Origin of the sequence: Nonomuraea sp. CA-143628, from assembly GCF_050942315.1 — a bacterium.
Classification (GTDB): Bacteria; Actinomycetota; Actinomycetes; order Streptosporangiales; family Streptosporangiaceae; genus Nonomuraea.
In genome coordinates this window covers 12,775,058-12,794,421 of sequence record NZ_CP192072.1, presented here as the reverse complement: position 1 = coordinate 12,794,421, position 19,364 = coordinate 12,775,058, and the positions used below count along the sequence as shown (strand labels likewise).

Annotated in this window: 18 protein-coding genes; 12 read left to right on the top strand and 6 right to left on the bottom strand. The window is 69.3% G+C overall.

The annotated features are described in order from the left end of the window. The 4 genes from ACQP2T_RS58225 to ACQP2T_RS58210 are packed head-to-tail and all read left to right on the top strand — an operon-like array spanning position 1 to position 5,630. Positions 1–2,103 carry a glycosyltransferase gene (locus ACQP2T_RS58225; RefSeq protein ID WP_433513266.1) on the top strand — a complete coding sequence of 701 codons (2,103 nt, stop codon included), beginning with the start codon at positions 1–3 and terminating at the stop codon, positions 2,101–2,103. A 55-nt stretch (positions 2,104–2,158) separates the two neighbouring features. Further along, complete coding sequence (locus tag ACQP2T_RS58220) at positions 2,159–3,451, top strand: hypothetical protein (protein WP_433513265.1); 1,293 nt, start codon at positions 2,159–2,161, stop codon at positions 3,449–3,451. An 11-nt stretch (positions 3,452–3,462) separates the two neighbouring features. Continuing rightward, positions 3,463–4,758: a hypothetical protein gene (locus tag ACQP2T_RS58215; protein WP_433513264.1), complete on the top strand. Its 1,296-nt coding sequence runs from the start codon at positions 3,463–3,465 to the stop codon at positions 4,756–4,758. Then, the gene (locus ACQP2T_RS58210) at positions 4,755–5,630 is read left to right on the top strand and encodes a Gfo/Idh/MocA family protein (protein WP_433513263.1); all 876 of its coding nucleotides are present in this window, start codon (positions 4,755–4,757) and stop codon (positions 5,628–5,630) included. Before ACQP2T_RS58215 ends, ACQP2T_RS58210 begins: the two co-directional genes overlap by 4 nt. Positions 5,631–5,665: 35 nt before the next feature. Here ACQP2T_RS58210 and ACQP2T_RS58205 read toward each other — a convergent pair whose 3' ends face one another. The 5 genes from ACQP2T_RS58205 to ACQP2T_RS58185 all read right to left on the bottom strand — a co-directional run bounded on the left by ACQP2T_RS58205 (position 5,666) and on the right by ACQP2T_RS58185 (position 11,418). Then, the gene (locus ACQP2T_RS58205; protein WP_433513262.1) at positions 5,666–6,724 is read right to left on the bottom strand and encodes an acyltransferase family protein; all 1,059 of its coding nucleotides are present in this window, start codon (positions 6,722–6,724) and stop codon (positions 5,666–5,668) included. Positions 6,725–6,798: 74 nt separating this feature from the next. Next, entirely contained in the window at positions 6,799–7,845 is a 1,047-nt protein-coding gene (locus ACQP2T_RS58200; protein ID WP_433513261.1) for a 2-oxoacid:ferredoxin oxidoreductase subunit beta, read from the bottom strand. Beyond that, the gene (locus ACQP2T_RS58195; RefSeq protein ID WP_433513260.1) at positions 7,838–9,682 is read right to left on the bottom strand and encodes a 2-oxoacid:acceptor oxidoreductase subunit alpha; all 1,845 of its coding nucleotides are present in this window, start codon (positions 9,680–9,682) and stop codon (positions 7,838–7,840) included. The genes ACQP2T_RS58200 and ACQP2T_RS58195 overlap by 8 nt, the downstream gene beginning before the upstream one ends. Positions 9,683–9,819: 137 nt before the next feature. Further along, positions 9,820–9,894: a putative leader peptide gene (locus tag ACQP2T_RS58190; RefSeq protein ID WP_358031365.1), complete on the bottom strand. Its 75-nt coding sequence runs from the start codon at positions 9,892–9,894 to the stop codon at positions 9,820–9,822. Between the two features lie 33 nt (positions 9,895–9,927). Beyond that, entirely contained in the window at positions 9,928–11,418 is a 1,491-nt protein-coding gene (locus ACQP2T_RS58185) for a polysaccharide deacetylase family protein (RefSeq protein WP_433513259.1), read from the bottom strand. 85 nt (positions 11,419–11,503) lie between these two features. Between ACQP2T_RS58185 and ACQP2T_RS58180 the strand changes: the two genes are divergently transcribed. From ACQP2T_RS58180 to ACQP2T_RS58150, 7 genes are all read left to right on the top strand, one after another. Beyond that, positions 11,504–11,875, top strand: a complete 372-nt coding sequence (locus ACQP2T_RS58180; protein WP_433513258.1) for an NADH-quinone oxidoreductase subunit A — start codon at positions 11,504–11,506, stop codon at positions 11,873–11,875. A gap of 67 nt (positions 11,876–11,942) precedes the next feature. After that, on the top strand, positions 11,943–12,473 hold the full coding sequence (locus ACQP2T_RS58175) for an NADH-quinone oxidoreductase subunit B (RefSeq protein ID WP_433513257.1): 531 nt from the start codon (positions 11,943–11,945) through the stop codon (positions 12,471–12,473). Beyond that, the gene (locus ACQP2T_RS58170; protein ID WP_357954879.1) at positions 12,470–13,003 is read left to right on the top strand and encodes an NADH-quinone oxidoreductase subunit C; all 534 of its coding nucleotides are present in this window, start codon (positions 12,470–12,472) and stop codon (positions 13,001–13,003) included. Before ACQP2T_RS58175 ends, ACQP2T_RS58170 begins: the two co-directional genes overlap by 4 nt. Next, positions 12,996–13,937 (top strand): complex I subunit 1/NuoH family protein, encoded by a 942-nt coding sequence (locus tag ACQP2T_RS58165; protein WP_433513256.1) that lies wholly within the window; start codon positions 12,996–12,998, stop codon positions 13,935–13,937. Before ACQP2T_RS58170 ends, ACQP2T_RS58165 begins: the two co-directional genes overlap by 8 nt. A gap of 294 nt (positions 13,938–14,231) precedes the next feature. Further along, positions 14,232–15,200 (top strand): hypothetical protein, encoded by a 969-nt coding sequence (locus ACQP2T_RS58160; protein ID WP_433513255.1) that lies wholly within the window; start codon positions 14,232–14,234, stop codon positions 15,198–15,200. 43 nt (positions 15,201–15,243) lie between these two features. Further along, a complete protein-coding gene (locus tag ACQP2T_RS58155; protein ID WP_433513254.1) occupies positions 15,244–15,534 on the top strand; it encodes a hypothetical protein in 291 nt (96 codons plus the stop codon). Between the two features lie 548 nt (positions 15,535–16,082). Continuing rightward, on the top strand, positions 16,083–17,360 hold the full coding sequence (locus tag ACQP2T_RS58150; RefSeq protein ID WP_433513253.1) for a glycosyltransferase: 1,278 nt from the start codon (positions 16,083–16,085) through the stop codon (positions 17,358–17,360). A 294-nt stretch (positions 17,361–17,654) separates the two neighbouring features. Here the strand turns inward: ACQP2T_RS58150 and ACQP2T_RS58145 are convergent, their stop codons facing one another. Beyond that, positions 17,655–18,248: a TetR/AcrR family transcriptional regulator gene (locus ACQP2T_RS58145; protein ID WP_433513252.1), complete on the bottom strand. Its 594-nt coding sequence runs from the start codon at positions 18,246–18,248 to the stop codon at positions 17,655–17,657. Positions 18,249–18,326: 78 nt separating this feature from the next. Here ACQP2T_RS58145 and ACQP2T_RS58140 point away from each other — a divergent pair, with 78 nt between their 5' ends. Next, complete coding sequence (locus tag ACQP2T_RS58140; RefSeq protein ID WP_433513251.1) at positions 18,327–19,280, top strand: quinone oxidoreductase family protein; 954 nt, start codon at positions 18,327–18,329, stop codon at positions 19,278–19,280. The last annotated feature ends 84 nt before the right edge of the window (positions 19,281–19,364 follow it).

Genomic DNA, 19,364 nt, shown 5'->3' with positions numbered 1-19,364 from the left:
ATGACTGTTCCCGAGCGGTCTCCGCTTGCCATCGTGATCGTCACCTACCAGAGCGGGCAGGTCATCGAGGAGTGCCTGCGTTCGCTGGACACCGTGCTGAGCGAGGGGGAGCCGGCCCGGATCATCGTCGTGGACAACGACTCCCCCGACAACACGGTGGAGCGGGTGCTCGCGACCGGAGTGCCCGTCGAGCTGGTCAGGACCGGCCGTAACGGCGGGTTCTCGGCGGGCGTCAACGCGGGCATCGCCGCCGCCCCCGGCTGCGACGTCCTCATCCTCAACGCCGACATCCGGCTCAGACCCGACTCGGTGCGCCTGCTGCGCGAGGCGCTGTCCGTCCCCGGCACGGGCATCGCGGTGCCCCGGCTGGTGGGCGCCGACGGCGTGTTGCAGCTGTCCCTGCGCCGGCGCCCCACAGTGCTGCGGGCCGTGGGAGAGGCGCTGCTGGGCGGGCTCAGAGCGGGCCGCCACGCGCCGCTGGGCGAGCTCGTCGTCGACCCGCGTGCCTACGAGCGGCCGGGCACGCCCGACTGGGCGACGGGCGCCGCCTGGCTGGTCTCGCGCGCCTGCTTGGAGGCTGTGGGACCGCTCGACGAGCGCTACTTCCTGTACTCGGAGGAGACCGAGTACATGCTCAAGATCCGCGACCACGGCTTCTCGATCCGCTACGAGCCAAGGGCGGTGGCCGTCCACCTCGGCGGCGAGCAGGCCAACTCCAGCCCGCTGTGGACCCTCGCCGCCGCCAACCGGGTGCGGCTGCACCGGCAGCGGTACGGCAGGCCCCGCGCGCAGCTCATGCGCCTTGCGGTCGCACTGAACGAGGCGATGCGCGCCGTCACCCGTGGCAGGCGGGCGGGGGAGCGGCACCGGGCGGCGTTGCGCGAACTCGCGACGATGGCCGAATGGCCGACGCCGCCGGGCGGCCGCCCGGCGTCATCGCCGCCCGCCTACGTCTGCTTCTCCGCCCAGGACTGGTGGTACCACAACCGGGCCCACTCCGACTTCCAGCTCATGCGCCACCTCGCGGGGTCGCGCAAGGTGCTGATCGTGAACAGCATCGGCATGCGGATGCCGCTGCCCGGCCGCTCCACCTTCGTGCTGCGGCGCATCGCCAGGAAGCTGCGCAGCGTGGCCAAGTTCGTCAGGCGGGTGGAGCCGAACCTGTGGGTGATGTCGCCGCTCCCGCTCCCCCTGTACGGCTCGCGCCTGGGCCGTGGGCTCAACGCCTGGCTGGTCAGGACACAGGTACGGGCGGTCTGCGGGTGGCTGGGCCTGAAGGTGCCGGTGATCGTGGTGACCATCCCCACCGCCTGGGATGTGGTCCGCCCGATGCGCCGCCGGGCGCTGATCTTCAACCGCTCGGACCGCCACTCCGCCTTCCCCGAGTCGGACACGAGGACGATCGAGACCCTCGAACGTGACCTTCTGGAACGTGCCGACCACGTGGTGTACGCCAGCCGAGGGCTCATGGCCGAGGAACGCCCGCTCGCGGGCACGCGGGCCCGCTTCCTCGACCACGGGGTCGACCTGGAGCACTTCAGCCGTGTCCCGGCCGACCGGCAGCCCGCCGACCTGCGGGCCGTACCGGGGCCCAGGATCGGCTTCTTCGGCGCCCTGGACGACTTCGTGGTGGACTTCGACCTGCTGGAACGGGTCGCGCTCGGCCTGCCGGAGGCGTCGCTGGTGCTCGTCGGCGACGCGAACGGGCAGATCGAACGGCTCACCAAGCATCCCAACGTGCACTGGCTGGGCCTGCGCCCCTATTCGGTGATCCCCGCCTACGGCTCGGGCTTCGACGTGGCGATCATGCCGTGGCTGGACAACGAGTGGATCAAGCACGCGAACCCGATCAAGCTGAAGGAGTTCCTGGCGCTCGGTCTGCCCGTGGTCAGCACCGAGTTCGACGAGCTGGCCCACTACGCCGACCGCGTCAGGACCGCGACCACCCCTGAGCAGTTCATCGAGGCCATCCGCGTCTGCCTGGCCGAGGGCGGCCCGCAGTCGCCGGAGCGGCTGCGCGGCTCGCTGGCCGGCGCCGACTGGTCGGCGCGGGCGGCCGACCTCATGGCGCTGGCCGAGCAGACACCCGACGCACGGCGTTGAGAGCGTTGGCGTGAAGAGCGTTGGCCTGAAGAGGGATGGCGTGAAGAGGGATGGCGTGAAGATATTGACAGTCACGCGGTGGGCGGCGCTGCTCACCGCCGCGACGGTGGCCGTCGGGGGCGGGCTGTGGCTGCGGTCCGTCCCGCCGAAGCCCGTCGCGAGCACGCTGCCCGCGCTGACGATGGCCTTGCGGGCACTGCCCTGGGAAGGCGGTCCGGCCGCCTACAAGGGCTCGGCCGCGGCCGTCAGGGCGGGCTGGACCCGCCCCGGCTTCTTCCCCGTGGGGCTCTGGTTCGCCTCGGCGCGGACCGCCCGGGAGGTCGCGCTGGACCGGGCCGCTGGCATCAACACCTACATCGAGCCGACCGGCGGCAGCCGCCCCGACCTGCTCAGGAAGTCCGGCATGACCGCGCTGACCAGCCGCCCGCTGCCCGGCGCGGGCGCCGAGACCGTGGGCTGGCTGATCGCCGACAAGGCCGATGTGTGGGCGGGACCGGGCAACGGGCGCTGGACGGGCGCCCGCGGCTTCACCACCAAACCCGTTTGCGTCCCCGTACTCGTCACCTGCGGTTACACCGTCATGGGCACGCTCGCCGGGCGCCTGCCCAAGGACGACCGGCTGCGTTACGCCTCCTTCGGCAAGGGCGTGGCCTACTGGGAGGAGGAGGCGCTGGCCGCCAAGTTCGTCAACGGCTACTCGGACGTGGTCGCGGCCGACGTCTCCTGGTACGGCGACCCCAACGTCTGCGCCGAGGCCACCCGGTGGCTGCAGCTCCCGGCGGCCCAGTGCCGCCTGGCGGCCAACTACGGCGCGACCGTCGAGCGGCTGCGCACTTTGGACGCCGCCGACGGCCGCCGGCAGCCGGTGTACGCGATCATCTCGCTCGCCGGCCTCACCCCCGAGCAGGTGGGCGGCGCGGCGATGAGCGCCCTGATCCACGGGGCCAGGGGGATCGTCTACGACGCGCATGGCACGGACCCCGCCTGCAAGGTGGACAACGTGCTCCGGCACGCCTGCGGAAAGGCGGTCAGGGGCGGGGTCGCCGAGCTCGACCGCCGGATCGCCCGGCTCGCGCCGGTGCTCAACACCCAGTCGTACGCCTACGACTTCGCGCCCGAGCTGGACACCATGCTGAAGCGCCTCGACGGCGACTACTACCTGTTCACGATGCTCGGCCGGGGCCAGGCTCCGGGGCCGCGCGTGCTGACCGTACCCAGCGATCTTTCGGCGGCGGGCCACATCCAGGAGATCTTCGAAGACCGCACCATCCCGGTCGACAGGGAGGGACACTTCACCGAGACCTTCGACGCGGAGCACAGCTATCACGTCTACCGGATCGCCTCGTAGCTGGGAGGGCAATGACTTCTCGAACGACGAACAGACGGATCTTGCTCATCGCGGTCACCGCCCTGCTGGTGATCGCCGTGGGCTGGGTGTTCGCGCAGGCCAAGTCGACCCGAGACGACCTCGGCCTGCCGCGCGTCCCCTGGGAGGGCGGCCCGGCCTATTACGCCAAGTTCTCCGCCCCGGCCGCAGCGGGCTGGACCGCTCCATCGTTCTTCCCCATCGGGGTCTGGTTCGAGTCCGTCGTCGAGGAACGCGACGTGCGGATGGACAAGGAGGCCGGGCTCAACACCTACGTCGAGCTGACGGCCAACAGCGACATGGGCCTGATCCGCGCCAACGGGATGTCGGCGATCACCAGCAAGCCCCTGGCGGGGTCGGGCAGCGAGACGGTCGGCTGGATGATCGCCGACGAGCCCGACATGTTCGCCGGGCCGGGCGACGGCGTCTGGAGCGGCAAGTACGGCGGCGAAGGGCAGGTGTGCCTGCCCGACAAACCGCCCTGCGGCTACACGGCGATGCGCACCCTGAAGGACAAACTGCCCAAGAACGACGGCCGCCTGCACTACGCCAACTACGGCAAGGGCATCGCCATGTGGGAGTCCGACGACGAGGCGAAGAAGTTCGTCAACTCCTACACCGACGTCATGTCCACCGACGTGTACTGGTACACCGACACCGGCATCTGCCCGGAGGCCGAGAACTTCATCAAGCTGCCGGCCGACCGCTGCCCACGGGCCGCCAACTACGGCATGGTCGTCGACCGGGGCAGGAAGCTCGACGCCCTGGACGGCAAGAGGCAGCCGATCTACGCGTTCGTGGAGCTCGGCTGGCCGGGTTCGAACGGCCTGCGCGCGATCACCGGCGACGAGCTGGCCGGCGCGGTGATGAACTCCCTCATCCACGAGGCACGCGGCATCATCTACTTCAACCACAGCTTCGCCGGGCCCTGCCCGAGCCAGCACGTGCTGCGCGAGCCGTGCGCCCAGGCGACGCGGGCGGCCGTGACGGAGCTGAACCGGCGGATCCGCACCCTCGCGCCCGTCCTGAACACCCAGTCCTACGTCCACACCTTCGCGCCGGGACTCGACACCATGCTCAAGGACCTCGACGGCTCCTCCTACGTCTTCGCCATGCCCAAGGCGGGCGTCAAGCCGGGGCGGCAGACACTGAAACTGCCCAAGGCGCTGGAGTCGGCCTCCAGCGTGGAGGTCCTGTTCGAGAACAGGACACTCCCCGTGAAGGACGGCGGCTTCACCGACACCTTCGAGCGGGAGAACACCTACCACGTCTACAAGGTCACGGCATGAGCGCGCCGGTGAACGTGGGCCTGGTCGGCGCCGGGCCCTGGGCGCGCGACTTCCACGCCCCCGTCTTCGCCGCCGGGCCCGAGACCCGGCTGGCGGGCGTCTGGAGCAGGCGCGCCCCGGCCGCCCAGGCGCTGGCCGAGCGGTTCGGCGTGCCCGCCTTCACCTCCTACGAGCGGCTGCTGGAGCGGTGCGAGGCCGTGGTCTTCGCCGTCCCGCCGGACGTCCAGGCGCCCATGGCCGTCCAGGCGGCGCGGCGGGGCCGGGCGCTGCTGCTGGAGAAGCCGATCGCGCTGACCGTACGCGACGCGCAGGCGCTCGCCGACGAGGTGGACGCCACGGGCGTGGCCACGCAACTCGTGCTGACCAACCGCTACCGTCCCGCCGTACGCGAGTTCCTCAAGCGGGCCCGCGACTTCCCGGCCATCGGCGCCCGCGGCATGCAGCTCACCGGCGAATTCCTCGACGACACCTTCGCCGACAGCCCGTGGCGCTCCCGCGCGGGCGTGCTCTACAACACCGGACCGCACGGCCTGGACCTGCTCGACGCCGCGCTGGGCCGCATCACGGAGGTCAGGCCGGTCGGCAACCGGTCCGGCTTCCTGGCGCTGACCTGCCTGCACGAGAACGACGTGATCAGCCAGCTGACGATCTGCGGCCGGGTCCCGCAGCGCCGCCGGACCCGCTATGAGCTGTACGGCCCGGAGGGCACGCTGGTGCTCGACTCCGAACAGCTGCCGGCGGACTCGACGGAGACCAGGGCGACCCTGCGCTCGGAGTTCGCCACCGCCGTACGGATCGGCCGCTCACACGAGATCGACGTACACCGGGGCCTGCACCTGCAGCGGCTCCTGGCGCAGGCGGAGCCGCGCTAGGGGATCTCCGGGACCGCGGTTCAGACGGAGCCGCGCTAAGGGGTCGTCATCGGGACGGGAGCCGGCTTGCGCTGTCGTAGGCGCAGCGCGGGCCGTTCGACCAGCCGCCAGCTCAGCGCGGCCAGCGGCAGCACGATGCCGACCGTGGCCAGCAACACGAGCGCGGGCGCCCGGAGCCCGTACTGGACCAGGACCTGCTGGGCGGGGAAGGCCAGCAGGTAGGTCCCGTACGACAGGTCGTAGGAGCCGGTCGGCCGGTGCAGCCACGTCGGCGCGCGGAAGGCGATGAGGAACGTGAGGCAGGTGACCGCCGCGATCGCCCCCAGATTGGCCACCGGCGTGCCCCACAGCAGCCACCACGCGAGCACCACGGGGACCGTCAGCCAGAGCGACGGGACCCAGCGCAACTCCCTGATCAGCATGCCGAGCGCGAAGAACGCCACGGGCTGCGCGGCGTACGCCGACACGACCAGGGGGATGAGCGGACCGGAGTAGCCGGTGAGGTGGATGACCGACGCGGCGACGAGCGCGAGCAGCACCAGCCCGATCAGGACCGTCCGGCGGCGCAGCAGCCCCAGCAGGCCCATGACCGCCACACCGACGTAGCAGAGCACCTCCACCCAGATCGTCCAGAGCGACCCGTTGACCGCGCCCGGATAGGGGAGCCCCTGGAAGACGCCGGGCAGCGCGTAGCTCACCGGCTGGATGAGCAGCCCTCTGGCGATGTAGCTCCAGGCGCCGGTGCCGGAGAAGTAGGAGGCGGCGGGCAGCGCGCTCACCAGGGGCCCGAGCAGCAGGGCCGTGGCGACGACGACGAGCGCGTACGCGGGATAGATGCGCAGCGCCCGGCGGAGTGTGTAGCGGCGCACCGACGGGTCGGACAGCCAGCTCGTGCTGATCAGGTAGCCGCTGATGAGGAAGAAGACCCCGACGCCTATGCCGCCGACCCCTATCCCGCTGTCCGGGGTCAGGGGTGTCCCGTGCCCGGTCAGCACCCAGCTGTGCTCGACGATGACCGCGAGCGCTCCCAGGAGGCGCAGCAGGTTGAAGGCGTTCAGTCGGGATTGACCAGGCCCGTTTTGCGCTTCGGCCACTCCGCAGCTCCCCCGCGAGTCCGATGCATCGGAGGTGTATCGGTTCGCGAAGGAGCTGCGTTACCCCACGGTTTTCAGCCGATGCGCCAGGTGTCTCCACCCATGAGCAGATCGCTGAGGTCACCGGCGCCCTTCTGCGCCACGGCCTCCTCCATCTGCTCGGCCATCAGCACGTCGTACGCGGGCCGGTCGATCGAGCGGAAGATGCCGATCGGGACGTGCTCGAACGCGGGCTCGTCCAGCCGCGACAGCGCGAAGGCCAGCGACGGGTCGGGGTGGTGCGCGTCGTGGACCAGGATCTGGTCCGCGCTCACCGAGGCGCGGTCGGCCACCTCGATGCCGCCGTCGGCCGCCCTGACGACCGCCTTCGACGCCGACACGATCGGCTGCCCGTGCTCCAGCCGCAGCGTGATGTCGTCGCGGATCTCCGGATCCTTGAGCTGCTCGAAGGCGTTGTCGTTGAAGATGTTGCAGTTCTGGTAGATCTCCACCAGCGAGGTGCCGCGGTGGGCGGTGGCCTCGCGCAGCACCGACTGCAGGTGCTTGCGGTCGGAGTCGATCGTCCTGGCCACGAACGACGCCTCGGCGCCGATGGCCAGCGAGATCGGGTTGAACGGCTTGTCCAGCGAGCCCATCGGCGTCGACTTGGTGATCTTGCCGACTTCCGAGGTGGGGGAGTACTGGCCCTTGGTCAGACCGTAGATCCTGTTGTTGAACAGCAGGATGTTGAGGTTGACGTTGCGGCGCAGCGCGTGGATCAGGTGGTTGCCGCCGATCGACAGCGCGTCACCGTCACCCGTGATCACCCACACCGACAGGTCGGGCCGGCTCGCGGCGAGCCCCGTCGCGATCGCCGGCGCGCGGCCGTGGATGGAGTGGAAGCCGTAGGTGTTGAGGTAGTACGGGAAGCGGGAGGAGCAGCCGATCCCGGAGACGAACACGATGTTCTCGCGCTTGAGCCCGAGCTCCGGCAGGAAGCTCTGCACCGCGGCCAGGATCGCGTAGTCACCGCAACCGGGGCACCAGCGCACCTCCTGGTCGGACTTGAAGTCCTTCAGGCCCTGCTTGGTGTCCGTCTTGGGGACGAGCGAGAGGCCCTTCCCATTGATCAGCTCAGTCACTGTCGATCACGTCCTGGATGACTCCGGCCAGCTCCTCGGCCTTGAACGGAAGCCCGCGCACACGGTTGTAGCTGATGATGTCGACGAGGTAGCGCGCCCGCAGCAGCAGCGCGAGCTGGCCCAGGTTGATCTCGGGCAGCAGCACCTTGTCGTAGCTCTTGAGGATCTCGCCGGTGTTGGCGGGCAGGGGGTTGAGGTGACGCAGGTGCGCCTGCGCGACCTTGCCGCCGCTCTTCCTGATGCGGCGTACGGCCGCCGCGATCGGGCCGTAGGTCGAACCCCAGCCCAGCACCAGCACCTTGGCGTCGCCGTCGGTGTCGTCGACCTCCAGGTCGGGTACGTCGATCCCGGCGATCTTGGCGGCCCGGGTCCTGACCATCAGGTCGTGGTTGTTCGGGTCGTAGCTGATGTTGCCCGTGCCGTCGGCCTTCTCGATGCCACCGATCCGGTGCTCCAGGCCCGGCGTGCCGGGGATGGCCCACGGGCGGGCGAGCGTGTCGGTGTCGCGCTTGAACGGCAGGAACTCGCCGTCGGCACCGTTGGGCGCCGTGGTGAACTCCTGGGAGATGTCGGGAAGTTCGGACACCTCCGGCAGGCGCCACGGCTCGGAGCCGTTGGCCAGGTAGCCGTCCGACAGCAGCATGACCGGGGTGCGGTACTTGACCGCGATCCGCGCCGCCTCGATGGCGGCGTCGAAGCAGTCGCTCGGCGACATCGGCGCCACGATCGGCAGCGGAGACTCGCCGTTGCGGCCGAACATGGCCATCAGCAGGTCGGTCTGCTCGGTCTTGGTCGGCATGCCGGTGCTCGGACCCGCCCGCTGCACGTCGACGATGAGCAGCGGCAACTCGGTGGTGACCGCGAGGCCGACGGTCTCGGCCTTCAGCGCCACGCCGGGCCCCGACGTCGTGGTCACGCCCAGCGCGCCGCCGAACGCCGCGCCCAGCGCCGCGCCGACACCCGCGATCTCGTCCTCCGCCTGGAAGGTGCGGACGCCGAACCGCTTGTGCTTGGACAGCTCGTGCAGGATGTCGCTGGCCGGCGTGATCGGGTAGGAGCCGAGGAACAGCGGCAGCTTCGACTGCACGCTCGCGGCGATGAGGCCGTAGGCCAGGGCCTGGTTGCCCGAGATGTTGCGATAGACACCGGGCGCCAGCTGGGCCGGCTTCACCTCGTAGGAGACCGAGAACGCCTCGGTGGTCTCGCCGTAGTTCCAGCCCGCCTGGAAGGCCGCGATGTTGGCCTTGGCGATCTCCGGCTTCTTGGCGAACTTCTGCTCAAGGAACTTGATCGTGTGCTCGGTCGGCCGGTGGTACAGCCACGAGAGCAGGCCCAGCGCGAACATGTTCTTCGAACGCTCGGCGTCCTTCTTGGACAGCTCGAAGCCTTCGAGCGCCTTGACCGTCAGCGAGGTCAGCGCCACCGCGTGGACGCGCCACTCGCTGAGCGAGTCGTCCTCCAGCGGGTTGGCCGCGTAGCCGACCTTCTGCAGGTTGCGCTTGGTGAACTCGTCGATGTTGGCGATGATGTCGGCGCCGCGGGGCAGGTCGCCCAGGTTGGCCTTCAGCGCCGCCGGGTTCATCGCGACGAGCACGTTGGGGGCGTCACCCGGCGTCAGGATGTCGTGGTCGGCGAAGTGCAGCTGAAAGCTCGACACACCGGGGAGGGTGCCTGCGGGGGCGCGGATCTCGGCGGGGAAGTTGGGCAGCGTCGACAGGTCGTTGCCGAACTCCGCGGTGCCCGCGGTGAAGCGGTCGCCCGTGAGCTGCATGCCGTCACCGGAGTCGCCGGCGAATCGGATGATCACGCGGTCGAGTTGCTGGACCTGCTTCGTCACAGCTCAGTCCTCCTCGACGCGCCGGTGGCTTTGGGCGCGTTCTCAGTTTCCATGCTAGATCCTCGCGAGGTTCAACACGTTTCCTCGCCACATAATGCGGGTAAACGCGGAGGCAATCAGGGGCTACCGGAGAACCACTAGGGGTGACACAGGCCGCCGGCGATTCTGCACAGGTCTACGTGCAGCCGTGCGAAGAGGACTGTTCGGGTCACGAGCGCCAACTATACGTCCCCCCAAGGCGTGGACTACGTCTGGGGGCGCTCTGGCGTGCTCTCCGACCCCGGCCGGTATAGGCGTCCTGCCTGCATCCCTGCTGTTCCATACAACTCTGGAACGGTAACGAGGGTGTAACCCTTCCCGCGCAATCTTTTGACGATGCCCGGCACCGCGTCCACGATCGTCTTGTTGACGTTGTGCATGAGCACGATGCTCCCGGCCCGCGCCCGCCGGATCACCCGGTCGGTGATCGTCTTGGCGTCGTCCACGCGCCCGTCGCCCGCGTCGACGTCCCAGCCGACGATGGCGAGGCCCATCTCTCCCGCCACGTCCGTGACGTCCTCGTTCACCGCTCCGTAGGGCGCGCGCATCAGCGTGGGGCGCTCGCCGATGGTGGCCGTGATGGTGTCCTGGGTACGGCCGAGCGAATCGGCGATCTTGCTGGTCGGCAGCTGTGACAGGTCCCGGTGCGCCCAGGTGTGGTTGGCCACCAGGTGCCCCTCGGCACTCATCCTGCGCACCAGGTCCGGCCGGGCGGCGGCGTTGATGCCGATGGTGAAGAAGGTGGCCCGCGCCCTCTCCTTGAGCAGCGTGTCGAGCAGCCGGGGCGTGGCGGGTCCAGGCCCGTCGTTGAAGGTCAGCGCGACGCACCTGGTCTCGGCGCAGTCGACCGAGCCCGCCTGGTTGCTGGCGGCCTCCGGGCTGGGCGTCGGGACCGTCTTCGGCACGGTCGCGGACGTCTGCTCGGCGGCCGTCCGTACGGCATGCTGAGCGGCCCGTCCGATCGGCGACAGCAGGGGCTCCACCTGCCGGGCGGGTACGGCCACGGCCAGGCGGCCGAGGGAGCACGGCCCGACCTGGCAGTCGTCGAACTCCACCACCAGGTCTCCGCCATTGTTGAAGGCCATCGAGTCGAGCTGGTCGCCCGTCAGCTCGTGGGCGGTCGTCGGGGTGCCGCGCTTGGCGAGCTGGCTCCTGACCAGGCGCGTGAGGTCGCGCACCGCGCTCGGCCCGGCGAGCAGGCCCGTCGAGCCGGTCGCCTGGCCGGTCTTGCGGTCGTACCAGAGGGTCCGGGTGGAGTTGCTCCAGCCGTTGCCGAGGGACTGGCCGGTGCGCAGCCGTACCCCGAAGATCTCGCCCGAGGCGGCGGTGAGCTGCCAGTCCATGTTCAGCTCGGGGCGGGGGCGCGGCGCGTCGAACCTGGTGGCCTCGCGGAAGCCGTGCAGCACCCGCTCGGCCTCGCCGCGCAGGGCCACGTTGAGGTGGGGGGCGTGTGGCAGCTGGGGGTAGGCGATGTGCACATAGCGACCCGCGTTCTCGCCCTCGTCGCCGCCCAGGTTCCTGGTCCCCAGACCGTCCACGGTCGCCGGGTCGACGAAGTCGATCATGGTCGGCTCCGCGGGGACCATGACGTCGTGCTCGTGCTCGTGCTCGGGCTCGGGGGAGGCGGTAGCCAGCCCACCACCTGCTGCGGAGAGGACTAGCAGTGCGATTCCTCCGAAGAATCGCTTTTTACGCATGGCCGCCACATTATGGGGGAGATCGCGTGGTTTACCCCGTTTTGGGGTTATAGGGACGGAGCTTTGACTGGGTTACGATCAGGACATGGACGGCTACTTCGGGTCCTACGTGCTGGTCGCCGCGCTGCTGCTGATCGGCGTGGCCATCGTGGCCGGGGCCCTCATGGCCAACCGCCTCCTGCGCCCGACCAGGCCCACGGCCGAGAAGCTGACCACGTACGAGTGCGGCGTCGACCCCGTCGGCGACGGCTGGGCCCAGTCGCAGGTGCGCTACTACGTCTTCACCTACCTGTACGTGGTCTTCGCCGTGGACGCCGTCTTCCTCTTCCCGTGGGCCACGGTCTTCGACGCGCCGGGATACGGGCTGACGACGCTCGTGGAGATGTTCGTCTTCCTGGGGTTCATCGCGCTCGGCATCCTCTATGCCTGGCGGAAGCGCGTACTCGCCTGGACTTAGGTTGTTTTTCGGTCGATCACTTGGGGACTCTCTACTCCTGAGGGAGATCGCGAGGGACAATGGACGTATGGCAGCCACGGATCTCCCGATGCCCACAGTGGGGCCGATCTCGCGCTTGGCGCCCAAGCCGATGCGCTTCGTGCTCAACTGGGGGCGGCGATATTCGCTGTGGGTGTTCAACTTCGGGCTCGCCTGCTGCGCGATCGAGTTCATCGCGACCTCGATGAGCCGACACGACTTCATCCGGTTCGGGGTGATCCCGTTCGCCAACGGGCCGCGCCAGGCCGACCTGATGATCGTCTCGGGCACCGTCACCGACAAGATGGCTCCCGCGGTCAAGCGCCTCTATGAGCAGATGCCCGACCCGAAGTACGTGATCTCGTTCGGTGCCTGCTCCAACACCGGCGGGCCCTACTGGGACTCCTACTGCGTCACCAATGGTGTCGATCAGATCATTCCTGTGGACGTCTATGTGCCCGGGTGCCCGCCCAGGCCGGAGGCGTTGCTGCACGGGATCATGAAGCTGCAGGAGAAGATCGCGGCGGAGCGGCTCAGCGACCGCTACGTGTGGTCCCGCTCGCACGAGGGAGAATTGTGACTCTCGAGGAGCGGTTCGGCGAGCGGGTCTCGGTCTCCACCTCCTTCGGGGAGACCACCGTCGACGTCGCCACGGCGGACTGGATCGAGGTCCTGACCTTCCTCAGGGACTCCGGCCACACCTTCTTCGACTGGCTGACCGGGGTCGACGATCCGCCTGACGGGTTCTTCGTGGTCGCCCACGTCTACGACCCCGACTCGTGCGAGCGCGTGCTGGTCCGCACCCGGGTGCCGCGCGCCGACCCGCGCCTGCCCTCGGCCGTGGGCGTTTACCGGGGCGCCAACTGGCACGAGCGCGAGACGTACGAGATGTTCGGGGTGCTCTTCGACGGCCACCCCTATCTGGTGCCGCTGCTGCTGCCCGACGGCTTCGAGGGGCATCCGCTGCGCAAGGACTTCATCCTCGCCGCCCGGGTGGCCAAGCCCTGGCCGGGAGCCAAGGAACCGGGCGAATCAGGGCACGGCTCGCCGAGCCGGCGCAAGACGCTGCCGCCCGGCGTACCCGCCGACTGGGGGACACCCGATGCTTGACGTGGTGCTGCGCTTCGCCGCCATTCTCGTCGTGTTCCTCGTGCTACCGCTGATCGTCGGGCAGACCGAACACAAGGTCATGGCGCACATGCAGTCGCGCCTCGGGCCGATGTACGCGGGCGGCTTCCACGGCTGGGCGCAGCTCATCGCCGACGGGGTGAAGTTCGCGCAGAAAGAGGACGTCATCCCGGCCGCGGCCGACCGGCGCATCTTCATGATCGCCCCAGGCGTCGCGCTCGTGCCGTACCTGCTCGTACTGATCGCCATCCCCGTCGACCAGGGCCTGGTTGGCGTGGACCTCGACCTCGGGCTGTTCTTCGTCCTCGCGGTGATGGGCATCGGGGTGCTCGGCTCGATCATGGCGGGGTGGGCGTCGGCCAACAAATACTCGGTGCTCGGCGGCATGCGGGCGGCCGCCCAGCTCATGTCGTACGAGCTGCCGCTGGTGCTGGCCGCCTCCTCGGTCGCGATGGCGGCGGGCACGCTGTCCATTCCGGGGATCGTGTCGGCGTGGCAGTGGTGGTGGCTGCCGTGGCAGGCCATCGGCGGCGTGGTGTTCTTCCTGGCCGGCCTGGCCGAGCTGCGCCGCCCGCCCTTCGACATGCCGATCGCCGAGTCCGAGATCATCATGGGCCCGATGACCGAATACACCGGGATGCGATTCGCCCTGTTCATGCTCTCGGAGTACGTCGGGATCGTCGTGCTGTCGTTCCTGACCGCAGTGCTGTTTCTGGGCGGCTGGCACGGGCCGTTGCTGGCCGGGTGGGTGTGGACGCTGGTCAAGGTGTTCGTGCTGGCCTTCTTGGTGATTTGGCTGCGGGTGAGTTTTCCCCGGTTGCGCGAGGACCAGCTGCAGAAGCTGGCCTGGGTGGTGCTGGTGCCGCTGGCGCTGGCGCAATTGGCGCTGACGGGTGTGGTGAAGGTCCTCATTTAGTGGGGCGGGGTCCACGAAGGTTCGCCGGGCATCGTTCTGCCGCGTCTCCGACGCGGTGTCCTTCCACGGGGCCTCTGCTCACGATGGGCTGGTTTCTTCCGCTTCCCCGAAGGGGGTATTCCACCCAAAAGACCCCAGCCACGACAGACCGTCACAGAGATCGAGACGGTCGCGTGACGAAACACCCGGGGACTGTCCTTTGCGCCGTCACGTGGGCGTTTCCCGGACCCGAAACTTCAGCTTCGACTTATCCGTCTTATGTGACTAGGGGCGAGGGGGAGGACGACGATCGTCATGGACGTTCAGCTTCGACCGGTAGCAGGGGCGCATCCCGGGGCGCGCTTCCCCAAGACCGCCATCTCGTGGGACGGTGACGCACTGGCGGCCACCGACGCCGCATCCGGCCAGTCCTTACAGCTGAGACCCGCGACGCTCTATTGCTACAGCTACGACCAGGCGTTCCTCGTGTCGTCCAAAAAGTCCAAGACCCACGCGGTCCAGGGCTTGGCCGCGCTCGACGAAGACGGCCTGGTGCTCCTCGACCTGCCGGGTGAATGGCACTTCCCACACTTGACCGACTTCGTGGCGAGAACCGGCATCCCGCTGGTCGATGCCCGCCACCACGACTCGAAACGGGTACGCGCCGTGCTCGCCGCCCGGGCCCCCGGCTGGCGTCGCCTCCACGGCCAGTCTCCACCGGTGCTGCTCAGGTACCGCAAACCGGTGAGCATCGGCGTCGGCGTCGCAGGACTGGCCGCGATGGTGTACCTCGCGTCGACCGGCATGTGGATGGCCTGGCGCGGCATCTCCGCGGTCGGCCGGATGCTCTTGGACGTGGTGGAGGCCAAGTGGCTGGCAGTGGGCTTCAGCCCCCTACTGCTCGTCGTACGTCCGGTGTCGGCTCGCATTCAGCGGTGGCGTGCTGATCGCGGCGTGATCCTCGGCTCCGGCACCGGGGCGTACATCAGTGTCACGTCAAGCGACAAACTGCAGATCACCCGGGGTAAGGAGCAGCTCCCGAGGATAAGGATCGGTGAGAGGGTGGTGGACGCGGTGAGCTTGCTGCTCTACCACTACGACGGCTTATCCGGACTTGTCATCCGCAATATGCGGGGCGATGCTGTGCACCATCTGCCAGGGCCGTGGCTGCCCGACGCGGCCAATCGTTTCGCGCACCGACATGGGCTGGGGCTGGCCGTGCATGCGGTGTCGCGTGAGGAGTACATCGCCCTGACCCTCAACTCTCGTGACGCGACACCCTGATCGCGTCGCCGGGCCACGCCTCGCATGACTCCGGCTTGGGGCTGTGGGTTCTGGTCACGCGTTCGAACGGTTCGTTGTCGGGGGCGGCAGGTTCTCCACGATCGGGGCGAGCGTCGACGCCACTCCTACCTCGGAATTCGACGACGCGGGCACGACCAGGCAGGAGCGGATCTTCCAGACGATCGCCCAGTTGCTGAGCGACCCGCCGCTGGTAGCCGATGTGCGGGCCGTGCTGTTCCGGGCGCTGCCCACGATCCAGGGGGCTTCGGCCAAGCAGGACGCGATCGACGCGGCGGGCCGCAAGGTCGTCGACAAGCCCGGCGAACAGCGGTAGGAGAAGCAGCCACTCCCTCCGCTTCCACCACAAGACCGGCTGCTGGTCGGCGTTACGGTGAAAGGGCCGATGTCGCGCGCCGATGCCCACAGTGTGGGCGGTGGTTCGCCCCGGCTTCGGCCACTGCCGTGATGCCGTCCACGACACCCACGCCTGCCGAACCGCCGTCTACCAGGCGCGACACCCACGCTTGCCGAACCGCCGCCTACCGGACGCCCCACCGAGCCACTTGGTGATGCTTTCGCGTACGGGATCGAAGACGAGAACCGCCCGTGGCGGGATCTCCCGGATGTGCACGTCCGCGCGCGCTTGCATCTGTACGTGGAGTCCGCGAACGCCTTGGGGGACTCGTTGGGCGCTGTCTGGCGGGCGGCGGCCGGGACCAGCCGGAGACTGGCGCAAATCGACGATTGTCATTGCTAGTAATTTCAGTCTAAGCTGAAATTGCTAGCTGGTACAGAATCGAATGCCCGCCTTGGCGTGCCAGATGGGACGCGCACGCGGCGCATTGCCTTGCCCACCAACGTGTCCGGAGGCGTAGCGCGCCCATGAAAGTTGTCATCATCACCGGCGGATCCCGTGGAGACGTCGCCCCCTATGCCGGCCTCGGAGCCCGCCTGAAGGCGGCGGGGCACGATGTGGCGATAGCCGCGCAGGAGAGCTTCGCCGGCCTCGTCCACGAGGCGGGCTGCGAGTTCCGGCTCGTCCCTGGCGACACGCGGGCCATGCTCGGGTCCGAGGAGGGCCAGAGGTGGCAGGGACGCGGCACCGGGACGCTGCGTTCCATGAAGACCAACATCCAGATGGGCATGCAGTTGCTGGAGGAGACCGGCAAGGGGGTCGTCTCGGCCGCCCAGGGCGCCGACGTGCTGCTGCTGCACCGCACCGCCCTGTGGCACGGCTACCTGGCGGCGGGGGTCATGGGCATCCCAGCTGTGGGCCTGGAGTTGTTCCCCAGCGTCCCGACTGCCGACTTCGCGCTGCCGTCGTTCGACGTACGGTTCCTCGGCAGGTGGGGCAACCGCCACCTGCCGAGCCTCGTAATGGGGGTCACCAGCCACGTCAGGACCCCGCTGGACACCCCGATCAGGGCCTTCCAGCAGCAGCTCGGCCTGCCGCAGACGGGGCTCGGCGAGGTGCGCAGGCGGACGATCGAGGACGAGAACTGGACGATCCTGCACGGCTACAGTCCCCAGGTCGTGCCGCGCCCGGCCGACTGGCGTCCCGGCGTGGAGGTGGTCGGCTACTGGTGGCCGCCGGCGCGCGAGGACTGGCGGCCACCGCGCGAGCTGACCGACTTCCTGGAGGCCGGGCCGCCGCCGGTGTTCGTCGGCTTCGGCAGCATCACCCGGCACGACACGGAGGAAATCACCGAGACCATTTCCGCCGCCATGCGCCGCGCAGGGACGCGGGCGGTGGTCCAGGCGGGTTGGTCGGAGCTGTCGGCGATGGGGGACGACGTGCTGGCCATCGGCGACACGCCGCACGAGTGGCTGTTCCCCCGGATGGCCGCCGTGGTCCACCACGCGGGGGCGGGCACGGCGGGGGCGGGTGTCCGCGCGGGCGTTCCGGCCGTACCCGTGCCGATGATGGGTGACGCGCCGTTCTGGTCGCGCCGTCTGGCGGGGCTGGGGGTCAGCCCGGGGTACGTGCCGATGAACGAGCTGTCGGCCGAGCGCCTCGGTGACCTGGTACGCCAGGCCGTGACCGACCCTGCCTACCGGCAGCGGGCCGCCGAGCTGGCCGGGCGCGTCGGAGCCGAGGACGGCCCCGCACGCGTCATCGAGACGCTCGACCGGCTCCCCCGCCGGCCCAGGCGCCGGTAGCGGCGAACTCGTCCTTCAGGCCCCGCACCGGTCAGCGCCAGAGCCCTCGGCTTCCACGTCAAGACCACCCCCCGAGTCGCCTCTGACGCAGGCGGGACCTGGAACCCGCTACGCCCGAACGACCACTCAGAGTGAACGCCCTCAGTGCGACTGGCTCGGATACAGACCACTTGATCAACGACTCCTACCAGTCTCAACCCGGGGTCCTGGAGGCTCGGGCCGCCCCTACCCACGTCCGGTGGGTATCAGGCCGTGGTGGGGATGGTGCTGGGCTGCTTGGAGTCCGGTGGGGTGTCAGGCTGTGGTCGAGGCGATGCCGAGCCGGTCGAACGCGGCGGCCACGCTCGGTCCGAGCGCGGCTGGGTCGTCAGCGGCGATCTCGCGGCCGGCGTTGTAGCAGGCCAGCGCGAGCTGCGGCGCCAGCGCGGCCGTTTCGGGCGATGCGCCCTGGTCACGCAGGATCTCACCCAGCGTCTCGGCGAGGCGCCGCTGCTTGCGGTCCGCGCGGTCGCTGAGTTCGGGGTTGTCGGCGATCAGCCGTTCGCGCCGGACGTAGTGCTCCGCGTCCCGCGTCACTTCGGCGCAGATGGCCAGGGTGGTCTCACGCAGCAGAGCGAGCGCCTCGGACAAGGTGGGCGCTCCGTCGACGCTTAGCTCACGGTGCCGACGGGCGACCTTGTCGAGCCACTCCTGCTCGTCGGCGAAAACGACCTCCTGCTTGTCGCCGAAGTACCGAAAGAACGTCGTACGCCCAGCCTCGGCCCGTTCCGCTATGTCCGCGACGGTCACGTCGGCATAGCCGCGTTCGGCGAACAACTCGTACGCGGCCGCGACGATCTCGTCACGAGCTCGCTGCCGCTTGCGCACGCGGAGGGGTGGTCGAGACACCAACGCAGTCTATCGCTTTCCGAACGCGATCCATTATGGTACTCAGTACCAACTGGTACGAGATGCCTCGGAGCTGAAATGCGAGCAGTGCAGATAACGGAGTTCGGCGGCCCGGAAGTGGTGGCCGTACGCGAGGTGCCCGACCCCCAGCCCGGCCCCGGCCAGACCCTCCTTAACGTGGCGCGATGCGGGGTGAACTTCGCCGACACCCTCCTGCGCGAGAACGCCTATCTCGCCCCGGCCACGCTGCCGCTGGTGCCAGGTAGCGAAGTCGTCGGCCGGACCGAGGACGGCCGACGGCTGGCCGCCATGATCGAGAGCGGTGGGTACGCCGAGAAAGCCTTACTACGGGATGACGCCGCCTTCCCCGTGCCCGACGGGGTCGACGACGTCGCCGCGGTCGCCCTCCTCATCCAAGGGCTGACCGCCTGGTGGCTGATCAACCACACCGGCCGCGTGCGATCCGGCGAGAGCGTGGTCGTGCACGCGGCGGCCGGCGGCGTCGGTTCGCTGGCCGTACAACTGGCCAAGCTGAGCGGCGCGGGCCGGGTCATCGCCACGGCTTCCACTCCGGAGAAGCGTGAACTGGCGCTGTCTCTCGGCGCGGACGCCGCTGTCGACCCCGCGGCCGAGGACCTCACCGCGGCCCTGTGCGCGGCGAATCACGGTGAGCAGGTCGACGTGGTCCTGGAAATGACCGGCGGCCCTGTCACCGATCAGAGCATCGCCGCGTTGGCCCCCTTCGGCCGACTCGCCTTCTACGGAATGGCCAGCCGGGTCGAACCCGAGAAGGTCTCGCCACGCGCGCTCCAGCGCCGCTCCCTCACTGTCAGCGGCTTCTGGCTCATGAACGCCTTCGCCCAGTCGGCGACTCTTGCCAAGGCGTACGCGGAGTTGGCGGCACAGGTCGCCGCAGGCGAACTCCGCGTCATCCATGGTGGTGACCACCCGATGTCGGAGATCCAGCACGTACACGAGGAACTCCGCAGCCGCCGTACGACCGGCAAACTAGTCATCGACCCCAGCCGGTAGCCCGCTCCGGCAGTCCCGCCGAAGCCGCATGTGGGAGTCGGGCCCAGCAAGCGCCCCTTCACCAGCGGCGGTGATCACGTCCTC